Annotated in this window: 15 protein-coding genes and 1 tRNA gene; 12 read left to right on the forward strand and 4 right to left on the reverse strand. The window is 66.9% G+C overall.

Annotation, left to right across the window (positions count from 1 at the left end):
- Complete coding sequence (locus tag AB3147_RS01805) at positions 1-1008, forward strand: sterol desaturase family protein (protein WP_175123739.1); 1008 nt, start codon at positions 1-3, stop codon at positions 1006-1008.
- Between the two features lie 128 nt (positions 1009-1136).
- On the opposite strand, the gene AB3147_RS01810 is transcribed toward AB3147_RS01805, so the two are convergent.
- Complete coding sequence (locus tag AB3147_RS01810; RefSeq protein ID WP_056319320.1) at positions 1137-1643, reverse strand: acyl-CoA thioesterase; 507 nt, start codon at positions 1641-1643, stop codon at positions 1137-1139.
- Positions 1644-1720: 77 nt separating this feature from the next.
- Entirely contained in the window at positions 1721-3334 is a 1614-nt protein-coding gene (locus AB3147_RS01815; RefSeq protein WP_367351322.1) for a DUF1254 domain-containing protein, read from the reverse strand.
- Positions 3335-3620: 286 nt separating this feature from the next.
- Between AB3147_RS01815 and fdnG the strand changes: the two genes are divergently transcribed.
- The 7 genes from fdnG to AB3147_RS01850 all read left to right on the forward strand — a co-directional run bounded on the left by fdnG (position 3621) and on the right by AB3147_RS01850 (position 12803).
- Complete coding sequence (gene fdnG, locus AB3147_RS01820; protein WP_367351323.1) at positions 3621-6689, forward strand: formate dehydrogenase-N subunit alpha; 3069 nt, start codon at positions 3621-3623, stop codon at positions 6687-6689.
- Positions 6690-6699: 10 nt separating this feature from the next.
- On the forward strand, positions 6700-7599 hold the full coding sequence (gene fdxH / locus AB3147_RS01825; protein WP_175139597.1) for a formate dehydrogenase subunit beta: 900 nt from the start codon (positions 6700-6702) through the stop codon (positions 7597-7599).
- Positions 7592-8224, forward strand: a complete 633-nt coding sequence (locus AB3147_RS01830) for a formate dehydrogenase subunit gamma (protein WP_175139596.1) — start codon at positions 7592-7594, stop codon at positions 8222-8224. The genes fdxH and AB3147_RS01830 overlap by 8 nt, the downstream gene beginning before the upstream one ends.
- A gap of 77 nt (positions 8225-8301) precedes the next feature.
- A complete protein-coding gene (fdhE, locus tag AB3147_RS01835) occupies positions 8302-9234 on the forward strand; it encodes a formate dehydrogenase accessory protein FdhE (RefSeq protein WP_175186559.1) in 933 nt (310 codons plus the stop codon).
- 24 nt (positions 9235-9258) lie between these two features.
- Positions 9259-10689, forward strand: a complete 1431-nt coding sequence (gene selA, locus AB3147_RS01840) for an L-seryl-tRNA(Sec) selenium transferase (protein ID WP_367351324.1) — start codon at positions 9259-9261, stop codon at positions 10687-10689.
- Positions 10686-12695, forward strand: coding sequence for a selenocysteine-specific translation elongation factor (gene selB / locus AB3147_RS01845; RefSeq protein WP_367351325.1), 2010 nt, complete (start codon positions 10686-10688; stop codon positions 12693-12695). Before selA ends, selB begins: the two co-directional genes overlap by 4 nt.
- A 12-nt stretch (positions 12696-12707) precedes the next feature.
- Positions 12708-12803, forward strand: a tRNA-Sec gene (locus tag AB3147_RS01850).
- Between the two features lie 469 nt (positions 12804-13272).
- On the opposite strand, the gene AB3147_RS01855 is transcribed toward AB3147_RS01850, so the two are convergent.
- Positions 13273-13920, reverse strand: a complete 648-nt coding sequence (locus tag AB3147_RS01855; protein ID WP_367351326.1) for a TlpA disulfide reductase family protein — start codon at positions 13918-13920, stop codon at positions 13273-13275.
- 111 nt (positions 13921-14031) lie between these two features.
- Here AB3147_RS01855 and selD point away from each other — a divergent pair, with 111 nt between their 5' ends.
- On the forward strand, positions 14032-15093 hold the full coding sequence (selD, locus tag AB3147_RS01860; protein WP_367351327.1) for a selenide, water dikinase SelD: 1062 nt from the start codon (positions 14032-14034) through the stop codon (positions 15091-15093).
- Positions 15094-15237: 144 nt separating this feature from the next.
- Here the strand turns inward: selD and AB3147_RS01865 are convergent, their stop codons facing one another.
- Positions 15238-16155, reverse strand: a complete 918-nt coding sequence (locus tag AB3147_RS01865) for a LysR substrate-binding domain-containing protein (protein ID WP_367351328.1) — start codon at positions 16153-16155, stop codon at positions 15238-15240.
- A gap of 144 nt (positions 16156-16299) precedes the next feature.
- On the opposite strand from AB3147_RS01865, the gene AB3147_RS01870 reads away from it, so the two are divergent.
- The 3 genes from AB3147_RS01870 to AB3147_RS01880 all read left to right on the forward strand — a co-directional run bounded on the left by AB3147_RS01870 (position 16300) and on the right by AB3147_RS01880 (position 17580).
- Positions 16300-16602 carry a DUF2917 domain-containing protein gene (locus AB3147_RS01870; RefSeq protein ID WP_367351329.1) on the forward strand — a complete coding sequence of 101 codons (303 nt, stop codon included), beginning with the start codon at positions 16300-16302 and terminating at the stop codon, positions 16600-16602.
- Positions 16599-17249: a 2-hydroxychromene-2-carboxylate isomerase gene (locus tag AB3147_RS01875; protein WP_367351330.1), complete on the forward strand. Its 651-nt coding sequence runs from the start codon at positions 16599-16601 to the stop codon at positions 17247-17249. The genes AB3147_RS01870 and AB3147_RS01875 overlap by 4 nt, the downstream gene beginning before the upstream one ends.
- 157 nt (positions 17250-17406) lie before the next feature.
- Positions 17407-17580: a hypothetical protein gene (locus tag AB3147_RS01880; protein ID WP_279975273.1), complete on the forward strand. Its 174-nt coding sequence runs from the start codon at positions 17407-17409 to the stop codon at positions 17578-17580.
- Positions 17581-17586 lie beyond the last annotated feature (6 nt).

Genomic DNA, 17586 nt, shown 5'->3' on the forward strand with positions numbered 1-17586 from the left:
ATGGATACGCTTAGCCAACTCTTCGGGGACAGCCAGCAATGGCTCTTCGAGACGGCGATTCAGCCCGCGCTGTTCCACCTGGGCCTGAGCAACTTCATCGAGGACGCCTACGACGCCACCATGTGGCTGCTGGTCGGGCTGATCCAGATCGCGGTGCTGGTGCTGGTCCTGGGCCCCCTGCAGCGCCTGCGTCCCGTGGAACCGGTGACCGACCGCCGCCAGATCGGCATCGACGTGCTGTACACGCTGATCCACCGTCTGGGCGCCTTCCGGCTGCTGCTGTTCTTCACCATCGACCCGTTCTGGGACAGCATCTTCGGCCAGCTGCACGTGTGGGGCTTTGCGCCGTTCCAGCTGGATCAGTACTGGCCGGGCGTGACCGACAAGGCATGGGTCAGCCTCATCATCTACCTGCTGCTGTTCGATGCGGTGGATTACTTCTACCATCGCGCGCAGCACCGTTTCGGCTGGCTGTGGGCGCTGCATGCCGTGCATCACAGCCAGCGCCAGATGACCATCTGGAGCGACGACCGCAACCACCTGCTCGACGACATGCTGCGCGACGTGCTGGTCGTGTTCGTGTCGCAACTGGTGGGCGTGCCGCCCGCGCAGTTCGTCATGGTGGTGGCCATCACCCAGCTGGCGCAGAGCTTCTCGCACGCGAATCTGCGCATGCACTTCGGCGCGCTGGGCGAACGCCTGCTCGTCAGCCCGCGCTTTCATCGCCATCACCATTCCATCGCCTACGACGCCTCGTCGCCGGGGCCGGTGGGCGGCTACAACTTCGCCGCGCTGTTTCCGATCTGGGACGTGCTGTTCCGCACCGCGCGGTTTGGGGTGGGCTACGGTCCCACGGGCATCCATGACCAGCAGGCCGAGCTGGGCGGACGCGACTACGGACGCGGGTTCTGGTCGCAGCAATGGCTGGGCATCAAGCGCATGATCGGCCGCGACCGCGAACCCGTGGCCGCGCCGCCGGCCCCGCCGGCGGGCATCGAGCGGGCATGAAAAACCCCCGCGGCTGGGTATCAGCGGGCGGGGGTAAGCAGGGCGCGGTCCGGACGACGGGAGCCGGCCAACGGATTCCAGAGCGGGGCAACGGGCAGACAGCTGCGTGCCTGTCTTCCCCGCGATGATCAGGCGCCCGGCGTGTCGTGCGTGGTTTCGCGCTTGATCTCGCCGTGGCGGCGTTCCATTTCCTGGCGCAGTTCGCGGCGCAGGCCGGCGGCCTTGAAGCGCTGCTTTTCCTCGTGCGTGCGGGGCTCCAGCGGCGGCACGGCGGTCGGGGCGCCCTTGTCGTCCACCGCCACCATCGTGAAATAACAGCTGTTGGTGTGACGCACCAGCTTCTTGCGGATGTCCTCGGTCACGACCTTGATGCCGATTTCCATCGACGTGCGGCCCGTGTAGTTCACGGCTGCCAGGAACGTCACCAGCTCGCCGACGTGGATCGGTTCGCGGAACACCACCTGATCGACGGACAGCGTCACGACATATTGGCCGGCGTACCGGCTGGCGCAGGCGTAGGCTACCTGGTCCAGATACTTGAGGATGGTTCCGCCGTGTACGTTTCCTGAGAAATTCGCCATGTCAGGCGTCATCAGGATGGTCATCGACAATTGGTGGCTAAAGGCGTCGTCCATGGCGGGCGGCTCATTCATGAATAAAACGCCAATGGTAGCGGCTGGCGGCTGACATCGCGCCGTATTTTTGGGGGCAGTCAGGGTTTCTTGGCGGGCGGCGTGGCGGGGGCGTTTGCCTGCGGCTTTGCCGCGCCAGACGGCGATGCGGTCTTGTTTGAGACCGGCGCTTCGGACGTTGCCGGGGCATCGGTCTTCGCGGCGTCTTCCGACCCAGGTTCGCCTGCCGCAGGTTCGCCATTTCCCCCATCAGCCGCCTCCGGCACATCCCGCCGCACCGCAGGCGGCGTCCACAAGCCATCCCGCACCGCCGGTCCCGGCAGATAAACCCGCAGCAGCATTCCCACCGGCCCGGCCGCCGGAATCGGCAGCCAGTTTGATTGATCTTCCGGCGGCGGCGCCGAGTGGCTGAAGACAAGATCCAGCGAGCCGTCCGCGTTGTAGCGCAGCGGATCGCGGCTGCCGAGCGCATGGCGGTTGACGGGGTTGGGCACGGGCATGCCCTGGCTGTCATACGCCGTCAGCGACCAGAACGCGCCCGCGTCGGGCAACTGGCCGGTCTCGAGATGCAGCGCATACCGGTGCGCGCCGTCCAGCAGCGCGCCGTCGCTATCCGTGGCCAGCACCAGCACCGTCAGGTCCTCGGGCAATCCGCTGCCCGGCTGCGCCTGCGCGGCCAGCGCGCGGCGTAGCCAGTCGTTGCCATACACGCCGATGCTGCCTGTTTCCTGCAGCCAGCCGTCTGTGGCGCGCAGCGAATGGCCGGCGGCTGCCGCCATGCGGGCGCGCGCGGCGCGCACGCCGCGGCGCATGCCCTGCTTGGCGGAATGATCGAGCTTGTCGAAGTCGAACGGCCGGCCCGGCGCCAGCCCGACGCGGCGCAGCAGCGCCAGCACGGGCTGATCCGTCGCATGCGGCGGGTGCTTGCGCAGCAGCTCGGCGGCGTAGGTGAAGAACGCGTCGGTGGGCATCGAGTCCACCTGTTCGCTCACCGGGGTTTTCAGATCGAGGGACGGGTCGGGCTTGGTGCGCGGCGCTTGCGCAGGCAGGTTCCATTGCGCCAGGGGCGTCAGGACGAAGCCATCCTGCAATGTGTTTACCGCCGCCTGGTCGGCGGGGCCGTGCGTTTCGATCATCCCCTTCGCCCAGACGTGCACGGTGGGGGCGTCGATGCGCGCCATGCCGGAGGGCAGCGTGCCGCTCCAGCCCGGGGGCACGATCACGGTGTTGCCCTTTGCGGTGCCCGTGGTGCGCTTGCCCAGCGTCGCGAAGACGTCGGTCCACATATCCAGCAGCGTCAGTGTGTAGAGCCGTCCCGCCGTGTCGGGCACGGACAGCACGACGGGTCCGTCCGTCAGATCCAGCCACGCGCTGCTGCGCAGCATGTCGACGTTCGCCCACGGCGTGGCCGCGCCCGCGCGGGGCAGGGTGCGCCCGTGATGGAACGTGTTGGCCGGCGCCCCATCGGCGCCCCGCGATGGATGCGTGAACTGCCGGCGGGTCAGGTCCATCGCCACCAGCGGATAGAAATACAGATAGCCTTCTGTCGCCGCCTGCTGGGCCGCCTCGGTGGCGGCGGCGGCGGGCGACAGCGCGGCGGGCGCCGCGTGGGCGGGCGCCTGCGGCATCAGAACGAAGGGCGAGAAAGCCAGTGTCAGGGCGAGAACTCGGGCCAAGGGGGCAAGGCGGCGCATCGGCGCTCCAATGACATGCGGGAAAAAGGGCAGGCGGCGACCGGCGCAGACATGCTGCCGGATCACCGATGCCGCCGGCCATCGTAGCAGCGCTGCACTGCGGCAAAATCTGCGAAAAAAGCGCATTTTGCCGTCAAATTCGGACCAGCGCCGTCGTCTCCGGCATCGGCAGGCATGACGGTTCGCGTATCGAAGGCCTATACTTCTTCACATTTCCCTGGAAGTCGTAGGGCTTTTTCGTCCTGGAAATTTCCGCTTCCTTCATTCACCAGGAGAGGAGTGCTTCATGGTCAACATGAATCGCCGCCAGTTCTTCAAGGTGACCGGTGCGACGCTGGCGGGCTCCAGCCTGGCCTTGTTGGGGGCTGCCCCCGGCACGGCCATGGCCGAGGTGCGCCAGTTCAAGCTTGCGCGCATGACTGAAACGCGCAACACCTGTCCCTACTGTTCGGTCGCCTGCGGTTTGCTGATGTACGGCTTGGGCGATGGCTCGAAGAACGCCCGCGCCAGCATCATGCACATCGAAGGCGACCCCGACCACCCCGTCAACCGCGGCACCCTCTGTCCGAAGGGCGCGGCCCTGATCGACTTCATCCACAGCCCCAACCGTCTTAAATTCCCGGAATACCGGGCGCCCGGTTCGGACAAGTGGGTACGGATGTCGTGGGACGAAGCCCTGACGCGCATCACCAAGCTCATGAAGGAAGACCGCGACGCGAACTTCGTCGAGAAGACCGCGGACGGCAAGACGGTCAACCGGTGGCTGACCACCGGCATGCTGGCCGCCTCGGCAAGCAGCAACGAGGTCGGTTACATCACGCACAAGACAGTGCGCAGCATGGGGATGCTGGCGTTCGACAATCAAGCCCGTGTCTGACATGGCCCGACGGTGGCAGGTCTTGCCCCGACGTTTGGCCGTGGAGCGATGACGAACCATTGGGTCGACATCAAGAACGCGGACATAGTTTTGATCATGGGCGGCAATGCCGCCGAGGCCCACCCGTGCGGGTTCAAGTGGGTTACTGAAGCCAAGGCCCACAACAAGGCCAAGTTGATCGTCGTGGATCCGCGCTTTACGCGTTCGGCGTCCGTGGCGGACTTCTACGCGCCCATACGCACCGGCACCGACATCATCTTCCTGGGTGGCGTCATCAAGTACCTGTTGGATCACGACAAGATCCAGCACGAGTACGTGCGCAACTACACCGACTTTTCGTTCATCGTGCGCGAGGATTTCGCGTTCGACGCGGGCCTGTACTCGGGCTACAACGCCGAAAAGCGCACCTACGACAAACAAAGCTGGGACTACGAGCGCGGCGACGACGGCTACGTCAAGACCGATCCCACGCTGCAGCATCCGCGTTCGGTGTATCAGCTGCTCAAGAAGCATTATTCGCGCTACACGCCGGAAATGGTCGAACGCGTCTGCGGCACGCCCAAGGACAAGTTCCTGACGGTGTGCGACATGCTCGCGTCCACGGCCACCACCAACCGCGCCGCCACGATCCTGTACGCGCTGGGCTGGACGCAGCATTCCATCGGTTCGCAGATCATCCGCACGGGCGCGATGGTGCAACTGCTGCTGGGCAACATCGGCATCGCCGGCGGCGGCATGAACGCGCTGCGCGGGCACTCGAACATCCAGGGCCTGACCGATCTGGGCCTGATGTCGAACCTGCTTCCTGGCTACATGACGCTGCCCAACGAACCCGAGCAGGACTACTCCAAGTACATCGACACACGCACGCTCAAGCCGCTGCGGCCCAACCAGCTGAGCTACTGGCAGAACTATCACAAGTTCCACGTCAGTCTCATGAAGGCCTGGTGGGGCGGCGCGGCCACGGCCGACAACAACTGGGCGTTCGATTACCTGCCCAAGCTGGACAAGCTCTATGACATGCTTCAGGTCTACGAGCTGATGGTCCAGGGCAAGATGAACGGCTACATCGCGCAGGGCTTCAACCCGCTGGCCGCGGCGCCCAACAAGGCCAAGCTGAACGAGGGCTTCGCCAAGCTCAAGTTCCTGGTCATCATGGATCCGCTGGTCACGGAAACGTCCGAGTTCTGGCGTAACGCCGGCGAGGCCAACGATGTGGATCCGTCCAAGATCCAGACCGAGGTCTTCCGCCTGCCCACCACCTGTTTTGCCGAGGAAGACGGCGCGCTGGTCAACTCCGGCCGCTGGCTGCAATGGCACTGGAAGGGCGCCGAGCCCCCGGGCGAAGCCAAGAGCGACATCGAGATCATGGCGCTCATCTACACGCGCCTGCGCAAGATGTACGAACAGGACGGCGGCAAGTACCCCGACCCCATCGTCAACCTGTCGTGGCCCTATTCCAATCCGCAGAATCCCACGGCCGAGGAACTGGCCAAGGAATACACGGGCCGCGCGCTGGTGGATCTGGCCGATCCCAAGGATCCGACGAAGATCATGCGCCGCGCCGGCGAGCAGCTTGCCGGCTTTGCCGAACTGCGCGACGACGGCTCCACCGCCAGCGGCTGCTGGATCTTTGCGGGCGCCTGGAGTCCCAGCGGCAACCTGATGGCGCGCCGCGACAACAGCGACCCCACCGGCATCGGCCAGACCCTGAACTGGGCCTGGGCGTGGCCGGCGAACCGCCGCATCCTCTACAACCGCGCGTCGTGCGACCTGGAAGGCAAGCCGTTCGATCCGCGGCGCAGCGTGGTGTCATGGAACGGCAGGGCGTGGGTAGGCGCCGACATCCCCGACTTCAAGGGCGACGAGAACCCCGCGGGCGGCATGGGGCCGTTCATCATGAACCCGGAAGGCGTGGCGCGCTTCTTTGCGCGGGCGGGCCTGGCCGAAGGGCCGTTCCCGGAACACTACGAACCCTTCGAAAACCCGCTGGGCTACAACCCGCTGCATCCCAAGGCCAAGGGCGTCACCAGCAACCCGGCCGCGCGCATCTTCAAGGATGACCTCGCGGCGATGGGCACGGTGGAAAACTTCCCGTATGTCGCCACCACCTATCGCCTGACGGAGCACTTCCACTACTGGACCAAGAACGTCCGCATCAACGCGATTCTCCAGCCGGAGCAGTTCGTGGAGATCGGCGAGGCGCTGGCCAAGGAGCTGGGCATCCCCAACGGCTCCCGCGTCAAGGTGTCGTCCAACCGCGGCTACATCAAGGCCGTGGCGCTGGTCACCAAGCGCATCCGTCCGCTCACCATCGAAGGCAAGACGGTGCACCAGGTCGGCATTCCCATCCACTGGGGTTTCGTGGGCATCGCCAAGCCGGGCTTCCTCACCAACACCCTGACGCCATTCGTGGGCGACGGCAATTCCCAGACACCGGAATTCAAGTCGTTCCTGGTGAAGGTCGAAAAGGTATAGGAGAACCGACATGTCAATGCAATCCCTGGACATCAAGCGGCGCTCCGCCACCACAACGCCGCCGCCGGGCATCCGTGAACCTGTCACGGGCTCGGTGGCCAAGCTGATCGACGTCTCCAAGTGCATCGGTTGCAAGGCCTGCCAGAGCGCCTGCATGGAGTGGAACGACCTGCGCGACGAGATCGGCGTCAACGTGGGCGTCTACGACAACCCGGCCGACCTCACCGAGCACTCCTGGACCGTCATGCGCTTCTCGGAATTCGAGAATCCCGCCGGCGACCTGGAATGGCTGATCCGCAAGGACGGCTGCATGCACTGCGAGGACCCGGGCTGCCTGAAGGCCTGTCCCTCGCCGGGCGCCATCATCCAGTACAACAACGGCATCGTGGACTTCCACGAGGAAAACTGCATCGGATGCGGCTACTGCATCACCGGCTGTCCGTTCAACATCCCGCGCATTTCCAAAAAGGACAACAAGGCCTACAAGTGCACGCTGTGTTCCGATCGCGTCGCGGTCGGCATGGAGCCCGCGTGCGTCAAGGCCTGTCCCACCGGCGCCATCGTCTTCGGCACCAAGGACGACATGCACCAGCATGCGGCCGAACGCGTCGAAGACCTGAAGTCGCGCGGCTTTGCGCAGGCCGGCGTGTATGACCCGCCCGGCGTGGGCGGCACGCACGTCATGTACGTGCTGCATCACGCCGATCAGCCGGGGCTGTACCACGGGCTGCCTGCCGATCCGAAGATCAGTCCGATGGTGTCGTTGTGGAAGGGCCTGGCCAAGCCGCTGGGCCTGGCCACGATGGCGCTCACCGCGCTGGCGGGCTTTTTCCACTATGCGCGCGTGGGCCGCAACGAAGTGACCGAGGAAGACGAACGCAGGGCTGAAGAGGAGGTGCGCCATGAGTGAAGAACACCACTACCGCCGCATCAAGCGCTACACGCCGGGCGAGCGCACCAACCACTGGATCATCGCGCTCACGTTCATCCTGCTCGCGCTGTCCGGGCTGGCGCTGTTTCATCCATCCATGTATTGGCTGTCCAACCTGTTCGGGGGCGGACCCTGGACGCGCATCCTGCATCCGTTCATCGGGGTGGTGATGTTCGTCTGCTTTGCCGTGTTTGCCGGGCACATGTGGCGCCACAACCTGCTGACGCGCGCGGATCGCCAGTGGCTCAGGCAGCTCGACGACGTGGTCGAGAACCGCGAGGAAAAGCTGCCCGAGGTCGGCAAGTACAACGCCGGCCAGAAGCTGCTCTTCTACGTGCTGATCCTGTGCATGCTGGGGCTGATGGTCAGCGGCATCGTGATCTGGCGCGAGTATTTCGCGTTCTACTTCCCGATCGAAGTGGTCCGCGCCGCGTCGGTGCTGCACGCGGTTTGTGCGCTGGTGCTGATTTGCGCGATCATTGTGCATATTTACGCGGCGATCTGGGTGAAGGGGTCGCTCACGGCAATGCTGCGCGGCTATGTCACCGCCGGCTGGGCGTGGAAGCACCATCGCGCCTGGTTCCGGGAGCAGGTGAAGAAGTAACCCCCGGCATGTCGTGATCGACGGCTGCTATCCTCTTTGCAGGCTGGCAGCCGTATTTGTTTTTCTGGAGACGAGAATTGCAGCGAATTCTTCCACGCGGCGAGATCGAAGCGCTAGACCATAACGCCATTCCCCGCATCACCCTGCCGGAACGGACATCCGTTTTCGCGGCGCGGGCGGCGCGCCTGCGGCAGCTTGCCGACGGCAATCCGGTCGGCGACTACCTGCAGCTCATGGCGCATCTGGTCGACGCCCAGCATCGCGCGCTGCAGGACTGCGCCGCGCCGCCCGCCACCGAAGACCGGATTTCGCTCGCACAGGCGCATGGCATGCCGCCGCTGCAGGCCATCGGCTGGCCGCGCGATGCGCTGTGGCGCCGCATCCTGGGCCAGTTGCTGGACGACGTGTCGCGCGCCCCTGGCGTGCCCGCCGAAGCGCTCGACGTCTGCGCCGCGCTGCGGCGCGCGCTGGCCGACGATCCCGAATCGCTTGAAGACCTGGCGCAGGCCGTGCTGTCCGAGCAGGACGAAGGCGTGGACAGCGCGGCCGCGCCCTTTGTCATGGCGGCGCTGCAGGTCTACTGGACGGACCTGGCCAACCGCTTCGATCCCAAGCAACTCCCCGTCGCCAGCCCGTTCGGCGTGTGTCCGGTGTGCGGCAGCCTGCCGGTCGCCAGCATCGTGCGGGTCGGCGGCCAGTACGAAGGCTATCGCTATCTGTGCTGCAGCCTGTGCGCGACGCAGTGGCACATGGTGCGGGTCAAATGCTCGCACTGCGAGGACGTGGAAAAGGTCGCGTACCAGTCCATCGAGGGCCGCACGCCAGCCATCAAGGCCGAAACCTGTGACAACTGCCACACGTACCGCAAGATCTTCTACCAGGACAAGGATCTGTACGTGGAGCCGGTGGCCGATGACCTGGCCAGCCTGATGCTCGACGTGCTGGTCGGCGAGGCCGGTTATTCGCGGTCCAGCGGCAATCCGCTGCTGTGGCATGGCGCCGAGGACTAGCGCCGCTCAATGACGGAGTCTCGCATGGCAGATCAACTGTCCGGCGCCGGCCTTGCCGCCGCGTCCGACATTCCTTCGCTGGACCGCCTGCTGAATGCCGACGCGTTGCAGCCGGCGCTGGCAACCCACGGCCGGACACAAGTGGTGGCGGCCCTGCGCCGTGACCTGGACGCGCTGCGCAAGCGCGCGCTGGACGGCGGCGTGCCGCGTCACGAGCTGGACGCGGCCGCGGTGGCGGCGCGCACATCAGCCGCGCTGGACGAGGCCGCGCGGCCCCGTCTGCGCGCGGTCTACAACCTGACCGGCACCGTGCTGCACACCAACCTGGGCCGCGCGCTGCTGCCCGACGAAGCGGTGGCCTCGGTGCTGCGCGCGCTGACCACGCCCGCCAACCTGGAGTTCGACCTGGACACCGGCGGCCGCGGCGATCGCGACGACCTCATCGACGACCTGCTGTGCGAGCTGACGGGCGCCGAGGCCGCCACGGTGGTCAACAACAATGCCGCGGCCGTGCTGCTGATGCTCAACGCCCTGGCGGATCGCCGCGAAGTCGTGGTGTCGCGCGGCGAACTGGTCGAGATCGGCGGCGCGTTCCGCATCCCCGACATCATGAAGCGGGCGGGCGCCAGGCTCGTCGAAGTCGGCACCACCAACCGCACGCACGCGGCGGATTATGAAAACGCCATCGGCCCGCGCACCGCGATGCTGATGAAGGTGCATTGCAGCAACTACGCGGTGACCGGCTTCACCAAGAGCGTGAGCGTGGCCGAGGTGGCGGCGCTGGCCCATGCGCGCGGTCTGCCGGCCACGGTGGATCTTGGCAGCGGCACGCTGGTGGACCTGACGCAATTCGGGCTGCCGAAAGAAGACACCGTGCGCGAGACCATCGCTGCGGGCGCCGATCTGGTCACGTTCAGCGGCGACAAGCTGCTGGGCGGACCGCAGGCGGGCCTGTTGGTGGGCCGCGCCGACCTGATCCGCAAGATCAAGAAGAATCCGCTCAAGCGCGCGCTGCGCGTCAGCAAGCTGACGCTGGCGGCGCTGGAACCCGTGCTGCAGCTGTATCGCGCACCGGAGTTCCTGGCGCAGCGGCTGACGACGCTGCGCCTGTTGACCCGGCCGCTGCGCGATATTCAGCCGCAGGCCGAACGGCTGCGCGGCGCGCTGGCGCATGCCGCAGGCCCGGGCTATGCGGTCGAGGCGGTGCCGATGTTCAGCCAGATCGGCAGCGGCGCGTTGCCCATCGACCAGCTTCCCAGTTACGGACTGGCCGTGCGCCATGCGGGAACCGGCCGCCCCGGGCGGCATCTGGACCGGCTGGAGACGCTGTTGCGCAAGCTGCCGGTGCCCGTCATCGGCCGCATCGCGGATGACGCGTTGTGGCTGGACCTGCGCTGCCTGGAAGACCGCGACGAAGCCGCTTTTGCGGCGCAGCTGGCGGAGCCGCTGGCATGATCGTCGGCACCGCAGGGCATATCGACCACGGCAAGACAACGCTCGTGCGTGCGCTGACGGGCGTGGACACGGACCGGCTGAAGGAAGAAAAGGCGCGCGGCATTTCCATCGAACTGGGCTACGCCTACACGCCGCTCGCCAACGGCGACGTGCTGGGCTTCATCGACGTGCCGGGGCACGAGAAGCTCGTGCATACGATGGCCGCCGGCGCCAGCGGGATCGATTTCGGCTTGCTGGTGGTGGCGGCGGACGACGGCGTCATGCCGCAGACGCGCGAGCACCTGGCCATCCTGTCGATGCTGGGCGTGGCGCGCGGCGCGGTGGCGCTGACCAAGACGGATCGCGCGGATGCGGCACAACTGGAAGCCGTGCGCGGCGAGATCGCGGCGTTGACGGAAGGGACGTTCCTGCAAGGCGCGCCGGTGTTCGGCACGAGTGCGACGCAGATGGCTCAGGTGAGCCAAACATCCCACGCGGCCCACGCTGAAGCACCTGCCGAGGCGGCGCAAGCCGGCGATCCCGGCGTGGCGGCGCTGAAAGACTATTTGCACGCGCAGGCGCAGGCCCTGTCGCGGCCCGAGGCTACGGGCCTCTTCCGGCTGGCGGTGGATCGCGTGTTCACCTTGTCCGGGCACGGCACGGTCATCACCGGCACGGCGCACGCCGGCCAGGTCCGCGCGGACGACGACGCGACCGATCTGCGCCTGATGCCGGCCAATACACGCGTTCGCGTGCGCGGCATCCACGCGCAGAACCAGCCCAGCGAGACGGGCTCGGCCGGCCAGCGGTGTGCCTTGAACCTGGCGGGCATCGACAAGAACGCCATCTCGCGCGGCGACTGGATCGCGGACGCGCGCTGCTTTCTGCCCTCGAAGCACGTGGATGTGGCGCTGACGCTGCTGCCGTCCGCGGATGCGCCAGTGCGGGCGTGGGCGCCGCTGCACGTGCACATCGGCGCGGCGCGCCATGTGGCGCACGTGGTGCCGATCAGCGTCGAGTCGCTGTCGCCGGGCCAGTCGGGATGGGTGCAACTGGTGTTCGACGAACCGGTCTGCGCGATGCCGGGCGACCGCTACATCGTGCGCAACGCACAGGCGACGCGCACGGTGGGCGGCGGCCGGGTGCTGGATCCCAATGCGCCGGACCGCAAGCGCCGGTCGGCGTCGCGGCTGGCGGGCCTGCAGGCGCTGACCGACATGCTGGATGGCGGCGGCCTGCAACCGGTGCTGGCGCATGCGCCGCAGGGCCTGGACGAAGCGGCGTTGCAGCGTCTGACGGGCCTGCCGGTCAGCGACATCGCGGCGCCCGAAGGTGCGGTGTGGATCGAGCCGCGCAATGCGCAGGGCGCGCGCACGCTGATCCTGGACGCGCATTGGAAGGCGCTGCGCGATCGGACCGAGCAGGCGCTGGCGTCGTTCCACCAAAGCGCGCCCGACGAACCCGGTCCGGACAGCGCGCGGCTGCGGCGCATGGCGTTTCCTGCGATGTCCGACACGCTCTGGACATCGCTGCTCGACGAACTGCAACGCGACGGCCATATCGCGCGCAATGGTCCCTGGCTGCATCTGCCTACGCACACTGCGACGCTGGGAGCGGCCGAATCCGCGCTGGCAGCGCGTCTGTTGCCGCTGCTGGACGCGGGCGCGTTCGATCCGCCGTGGGTGCGCGACCTGGCGAAGCTGCAGGCGCAGCCCGAGGACGCCGTGCGCCAATTGCTGCGCAAGCTGCTGCGGCGTGGCGAGGTGGCGCAGGTAGTGAAGGATCTGTTCTATCACCGCGATCAGGTGCGCAAGCTGGCGGCGCTGGCAGCAGACCTGGCCGCGCGGCCGCCGGGCTTGAACGCCGCGGTTTTCCGGGACGCGACGGGCCTGGGCCGCAAGCGGGCGATCCAGATCCTGGAGTTCTTCGATCGCGTGGGCTACACGCGGCGGGTGCGGGATACGCATGTGCTGCGCGGCGAAAGCGCGTACGCGGCGATGCAGCCGCCCGCCGAGCCGGTATCATAGGCGGTCCGCCACGGAAGGCATTCGTGCCCGGCGGCACGGCCGGGCTTCAAACCCGGTTGGGGGCGTCAGACGTTCCCAGGTAGGTTCGACTCCTGCTGCCTTCCGCCATTTGGGCTCTTCTGCCGGTCCCCACGTAGGTGTCTGATTCCCGTACGAGATAGTCGTCGTGATACTGCATGGCGTCCGGGTGTCTGACACCGGGGCTGATACTGGGTCGTGTCCGGGTGTCTGACACCGGGCTGTCGGTTTGTGTTCTTCTGCCGCCCGCGGCGTCGCGGGGTTCGCGTTGCGGGCCTCCGATGGCGGTCCGGAGCCTTCGCTCCGGACTTCCCCGTGCTCATCCTCGTCCGCCTTCGGCTCCCTTCGGATTCCGCCGGGCACCATCTAAACGGCCCGCAACGCGAACCCCGCGCCACCACGGGCTCTTTCAGGGGCTGATCGGGCTGTCGTTGGGGTGGACGGCGGACCAAATGCCGATATACCCCGATGCAGGTGTCTGGCACCCTTACGAGATGTCCGTCGCAGTGCGTAGCTGCGCCCGGGTGTCTGAACACCGGCGCAAATGGGCGGCTCTCCATCAACTGCGCAGCATGCGCGTCACCACGCCGCCTATCTCGTGCGACTTCCAGTTCAGTTCACCCAGATGCCAGAACCGGATCGTGCCGGCGCGGTCGACGAGGTAGTTGGCGGGCAGCGCGGCGGCCTCCCATTTCTTCGATGCGGCGCTGTTGCGGTCGTGCAGGACCGTGCCGTTGATGGGGGTCTTTTTCAGGAAGGCGGAGATCTTGGCGGGCGCTTCGCCGACGTTGACGGCGACAAGGCGCAGGCCTTCCTCGCGATGCCGCTTGGCCATGGTCGACAGAACGGGGAGTTCGTCGCGGCACGGCTCACACCAGGTGGCCCAGAAGCTGACGATGACGACGCTGCCGCGCCAAGCAGAAAGCTTTTGCTCGCGCCCGCCGAGGTCGGGCAGGACGAGCGGCAAGGCCGGGCCGGTCCATGGCGCCCAGTTGGGGCCGGTGGCGGCTTTCAATGCGTCGGCTGTCTGGGCGGCATTCTGGGCGGCACTGGGAGTGCCGTTCGGGTTGCCATTCTGGGCGCCATTTGCCGGGCCTTTTCCGACGCCAGCCGCGGCGTTGCTTGCCGCATTGTTCGCGGCGCCGGCCCACGCGGGCAGCGCCGCAAGCGACAGACCGGTTTGCAGAAGGCGGCGGCGGCTGATCAAGGCGGACTCCTGCAAGCGAGCGTTCAATGGCGAGGGCCTGGCTGCGTTCGATCATAGGGCCATTCACCGGGCCGGTGCTATCCTTTTTCCGACTGACTCACGGAGACTGAGATGACCCAGGATGTTGCGTCCACCAACGCGCCGCGCTTGACTTCCCTATCGCATGGCGGCGGCTGCGGCTGCAAGATTGCGCCGGGTGTACTGTCGGCGCTGCTGGCACGGTTTGGCCCCGCCGCCAGCTATCCCAACCTGCTGGTGGGCACGGAAACCGCGGATGATGCGGCGGTGTACCGGCTGAACGACGAGCAGGCGCTTATCGCCACCACGGACTTCTTCATGCCCATCGTGGACGATCCCTTCGACTTCGGCCGCATCGCCGCGACGAACGCGCTGTCGGATGTGTACGCCATGGGCGGCACGCCGATCATGGCGCTGGCGATCGTCGGCATGCCGATCAATGTGCTGCCGCACGACGTGATTGCCCAGATTTTGAAGGGCGGCGAATCGGTCTGTGCCGACGCGGGCATTCCGGTGGCGGGCGGCCACAGCATTGATTCTGTCGAACCCATCTATGGCCTGGCCGCGATGGGGCTGGTGCATCCGGACCGCATCAAGCGCAACGCGGATGCGCGCGCCGGCGACGTGCTGATTCTGGGCAAGGGCCTGGGCGTGGGCATCCTGTCGGCGGCGCTCAAGAAGAATCTGCTGGACGTGGACGGTTATCGCGTGATGATCGACACGACGACGCGGCTGAATCGTCCCGGCCCCGCGCTAGCGGCGCTGGACGGCGTGCATGCGATCACCGACGTGACGGGCTTTGGTCTGCTGGGCCATGCGCTGGAGATGGCGCGCGGCGCCACACTCACGGCTCGCGTGCGGTTGGATGCGTTGCCCTGGCTGCCGGGTGTGCAAGCGTTTGCCGCCGACGGCGTGATCACGGGCGCGTCCGGCCGCAACTGGACGTCGTACGGCGAATCGGTGCGTCTGGGCGCCGGGGTGTCGGACACCCAGCGTGCTTTGCTGACGGATCCGCAGACCTCGGGTGGCCTGCTGGTGTCGTGCGCACCGGAAGCCGCGGATGCGGTGCTCAAGATCTTCCACGGACAGGGGTTCGGCCAGGCCGCCGTGATCGGCGAGATGGCAGCGGGTCCGGCGCAAGTCGTGGTGGACTGACCGGCAGGCTACACAAGGCACGGCGGGCTGCACCCGAGCGGTCTGGTGGTCGCCGGTCTGGTAACCAGGGCATGGGCGGCTGCTGTGCCACCCGCGTTCGCCCCTGCGCGTGCCCGCCGCCCCGTTCGCCGCGGCGACGTGCGCTCAACCCGTCAAATCCCGCGCCGTCGCCGCCGCCTGATCCACCAGCCACTGCGTGACGACGTCGGCATCCGGCGTGCTGCGCCGCGCGTTACGCACCAGCCAGTAGGCGTGTTCGGTGGCGCTGGCCGCGGGGCTGCCAACGAGGGCCAACCGCCGGTCCGCCAGCATGGGCGCAATCAACGCCAGCCGTCCCAGCGCGATGCCGTGGCCGGCCAGCGCGGCATGTACGATCTGGTCGTACTGGTTGAAGCGCAACATGCCTTTCGGGCGCACACGGCCCAGGCCGCGCGCGTTGAGCCATTCCGACCATTGCAGCCAGGGCCGCGTGGGATCGTCGAATTCCAGCAGCACATGGCGCTGCAGCTCGCGCGCATCCAGTTCGCGCGCGTTGAGCGACGGATGGGCCACGGGCACTACCGACTCGCCAAAGAGCCACACGGCGCCATCTGAGACCGTGTTGCGCTCGCTGTAGCGGATGGCGATGTCGACGGCTTCGCGGTCGATGTCGATGAGCCGGTTGTCGGCGGCCACGCGCACGTCGATGTCGGGATGCGCCGCCTGAAAATCGCCCAGCCGGGGCAGCAGCCACAACGAGGCCACGCCGATGGTGGTGGTGACGGTGACAGGCGTGCGCCGCTCGGGGGCGCGCAGTTGTTCGGTCAGGTCGCCGAGCTGACTGAGCCATACATCGGCCATCCGGAAAAGCTGCGCGCCTTCAGAGGTGAACGTCACGCTGCGAAACCCGCGCACCAGCAACGGCACCCCCAGATGGGCTTCCAGCGCGCGGATCTGGCGGCTGACGGCGGACTGCGTGACATGCAGATCCTGCGCGGCAAGCGTGATGCTCATGCGGCGGCCGACGGCGACAAAGCCGCGAACCAGATCAAGCGGAGGTAGTTTCGCTAGCGGATATGGCATTCGTGAAACTCATGCGTGTCGAGCGGAAAAGTCGCTTGAGCAATAGTACGCCGCGGGCGTCCAATATGACTCAGACGTTGGGTGACCGGGACCAGGTCGTGGTCATCCGCCGTGATCGCCGCTGCTGCGGCCGGGAGGGGCGCCATGTTCCAGTTATGTTGCACCGCAGGCATGTCATTCCGTTTGGGCGGCGGCTCGACTATGCTGCTCAAGCGCGCTTCGGGCGTCCGCATCGAGTGTCACGCTGGCGCCGTGTGGGTCTCCGAGTACCGCCGCTTCGATGACAGCGTGCTGCAAGCGGGCGAATCCCTGACCGTGCACAGCGATCGCGACGTCGTCCTCAGCGGCCTGCCGGATGCGCAGGTCGCGTTACTTTTGCAGGGCGGTCAGGCGCAGCGCGCCAGGGCCACGCCCCGCTGTGCAGGCCAACCGGAGTTTCAGCCATGACTGCGTCCTTGCCCGATACGCCCCGCATCGAAATGTGGTTCGACTTCGCCAGCCCGTACAGCTATCTGGCGATCGAGCGCATCGACCGTCTTGCGCGCGAGGCCGAGGTCAATGTGGATTTGCGGCCGTTTCTGTTGGGGCCGATCTTCCAGGCGCAGGGCTGGAACGACACGCCGTTCCGGCTGTTTCCCGGCAAGGGTGCGTACATGATGCGCGACATCGCCCGCCTGGCCGAGAAGTACGGCGTGGTCTACAACCGCCCGCGCCTCTTTCCGCGCATGAGCGTGCTGCCGGCGCGCATCGCGCTGCTGGGCCAGGATGAACCCTGGGGACGCGATTTCTGCGTCGCGGTGTTCCGCGCGAATTTCCAGCACGACCTGGACATTCAGTCCGAAGACGTCGTGCGCGATCTGCTCATTGGCCTGTCGCTGGATGCCGATGCGCTCATCGCCCGGGCCAAGACGGAAAGCGCCAAGGAGGCGCTGCGCAAGCAGGTCGACCGTGCGCGCGACCTGGGCATCTTCGGCGCACCGACGCTTTTCGTGGAGGGGGAAATGTTCTGGGGCAACGACCGATTGGAAGACGCACTGGCGTGGACGCGCCGCAAAGCGCCGGCCAGCGCCTGGTCTCCGCATGCGGGCGTGTAGATAGCCGCGCCTGGCCCGCCGCCGCACCTCGCCGGCCGCAACTAGCCGGGCGCACCTAGCCGGCCGCACCTGGCCGGCCGCACGGCAACGGCTGTACGTCGTCAGCCGCTCCGCCCAATCATCCTTCGCAAGATTTCTCGTCAACGCATCATCAGCAATGAAAAACGCAAGCAGCGCCTATCGCGGTGCGCCCATGCCGGGCGGCCGTTCGTTCACGCAATTCCGCGCCGCCCGCATCCGGCGGGTGTCCTTCCAGTGGAAACAGGCCGAACGCGCCGGCCTTCAGGACGAGACCTTGTCCAAGGGCGGCGGCCACGGCAAGCGCGGGTAAGGCGCG

Source organism: Achromobacter animicus, assembly GCF_040775605.1.
Lineage (GTDB): Bacteria > Pseudomonadota > Gammaproteobacteria > Burkholderiales > Burkholderiaceae_B > Achromobacter > Achromobacter animicus.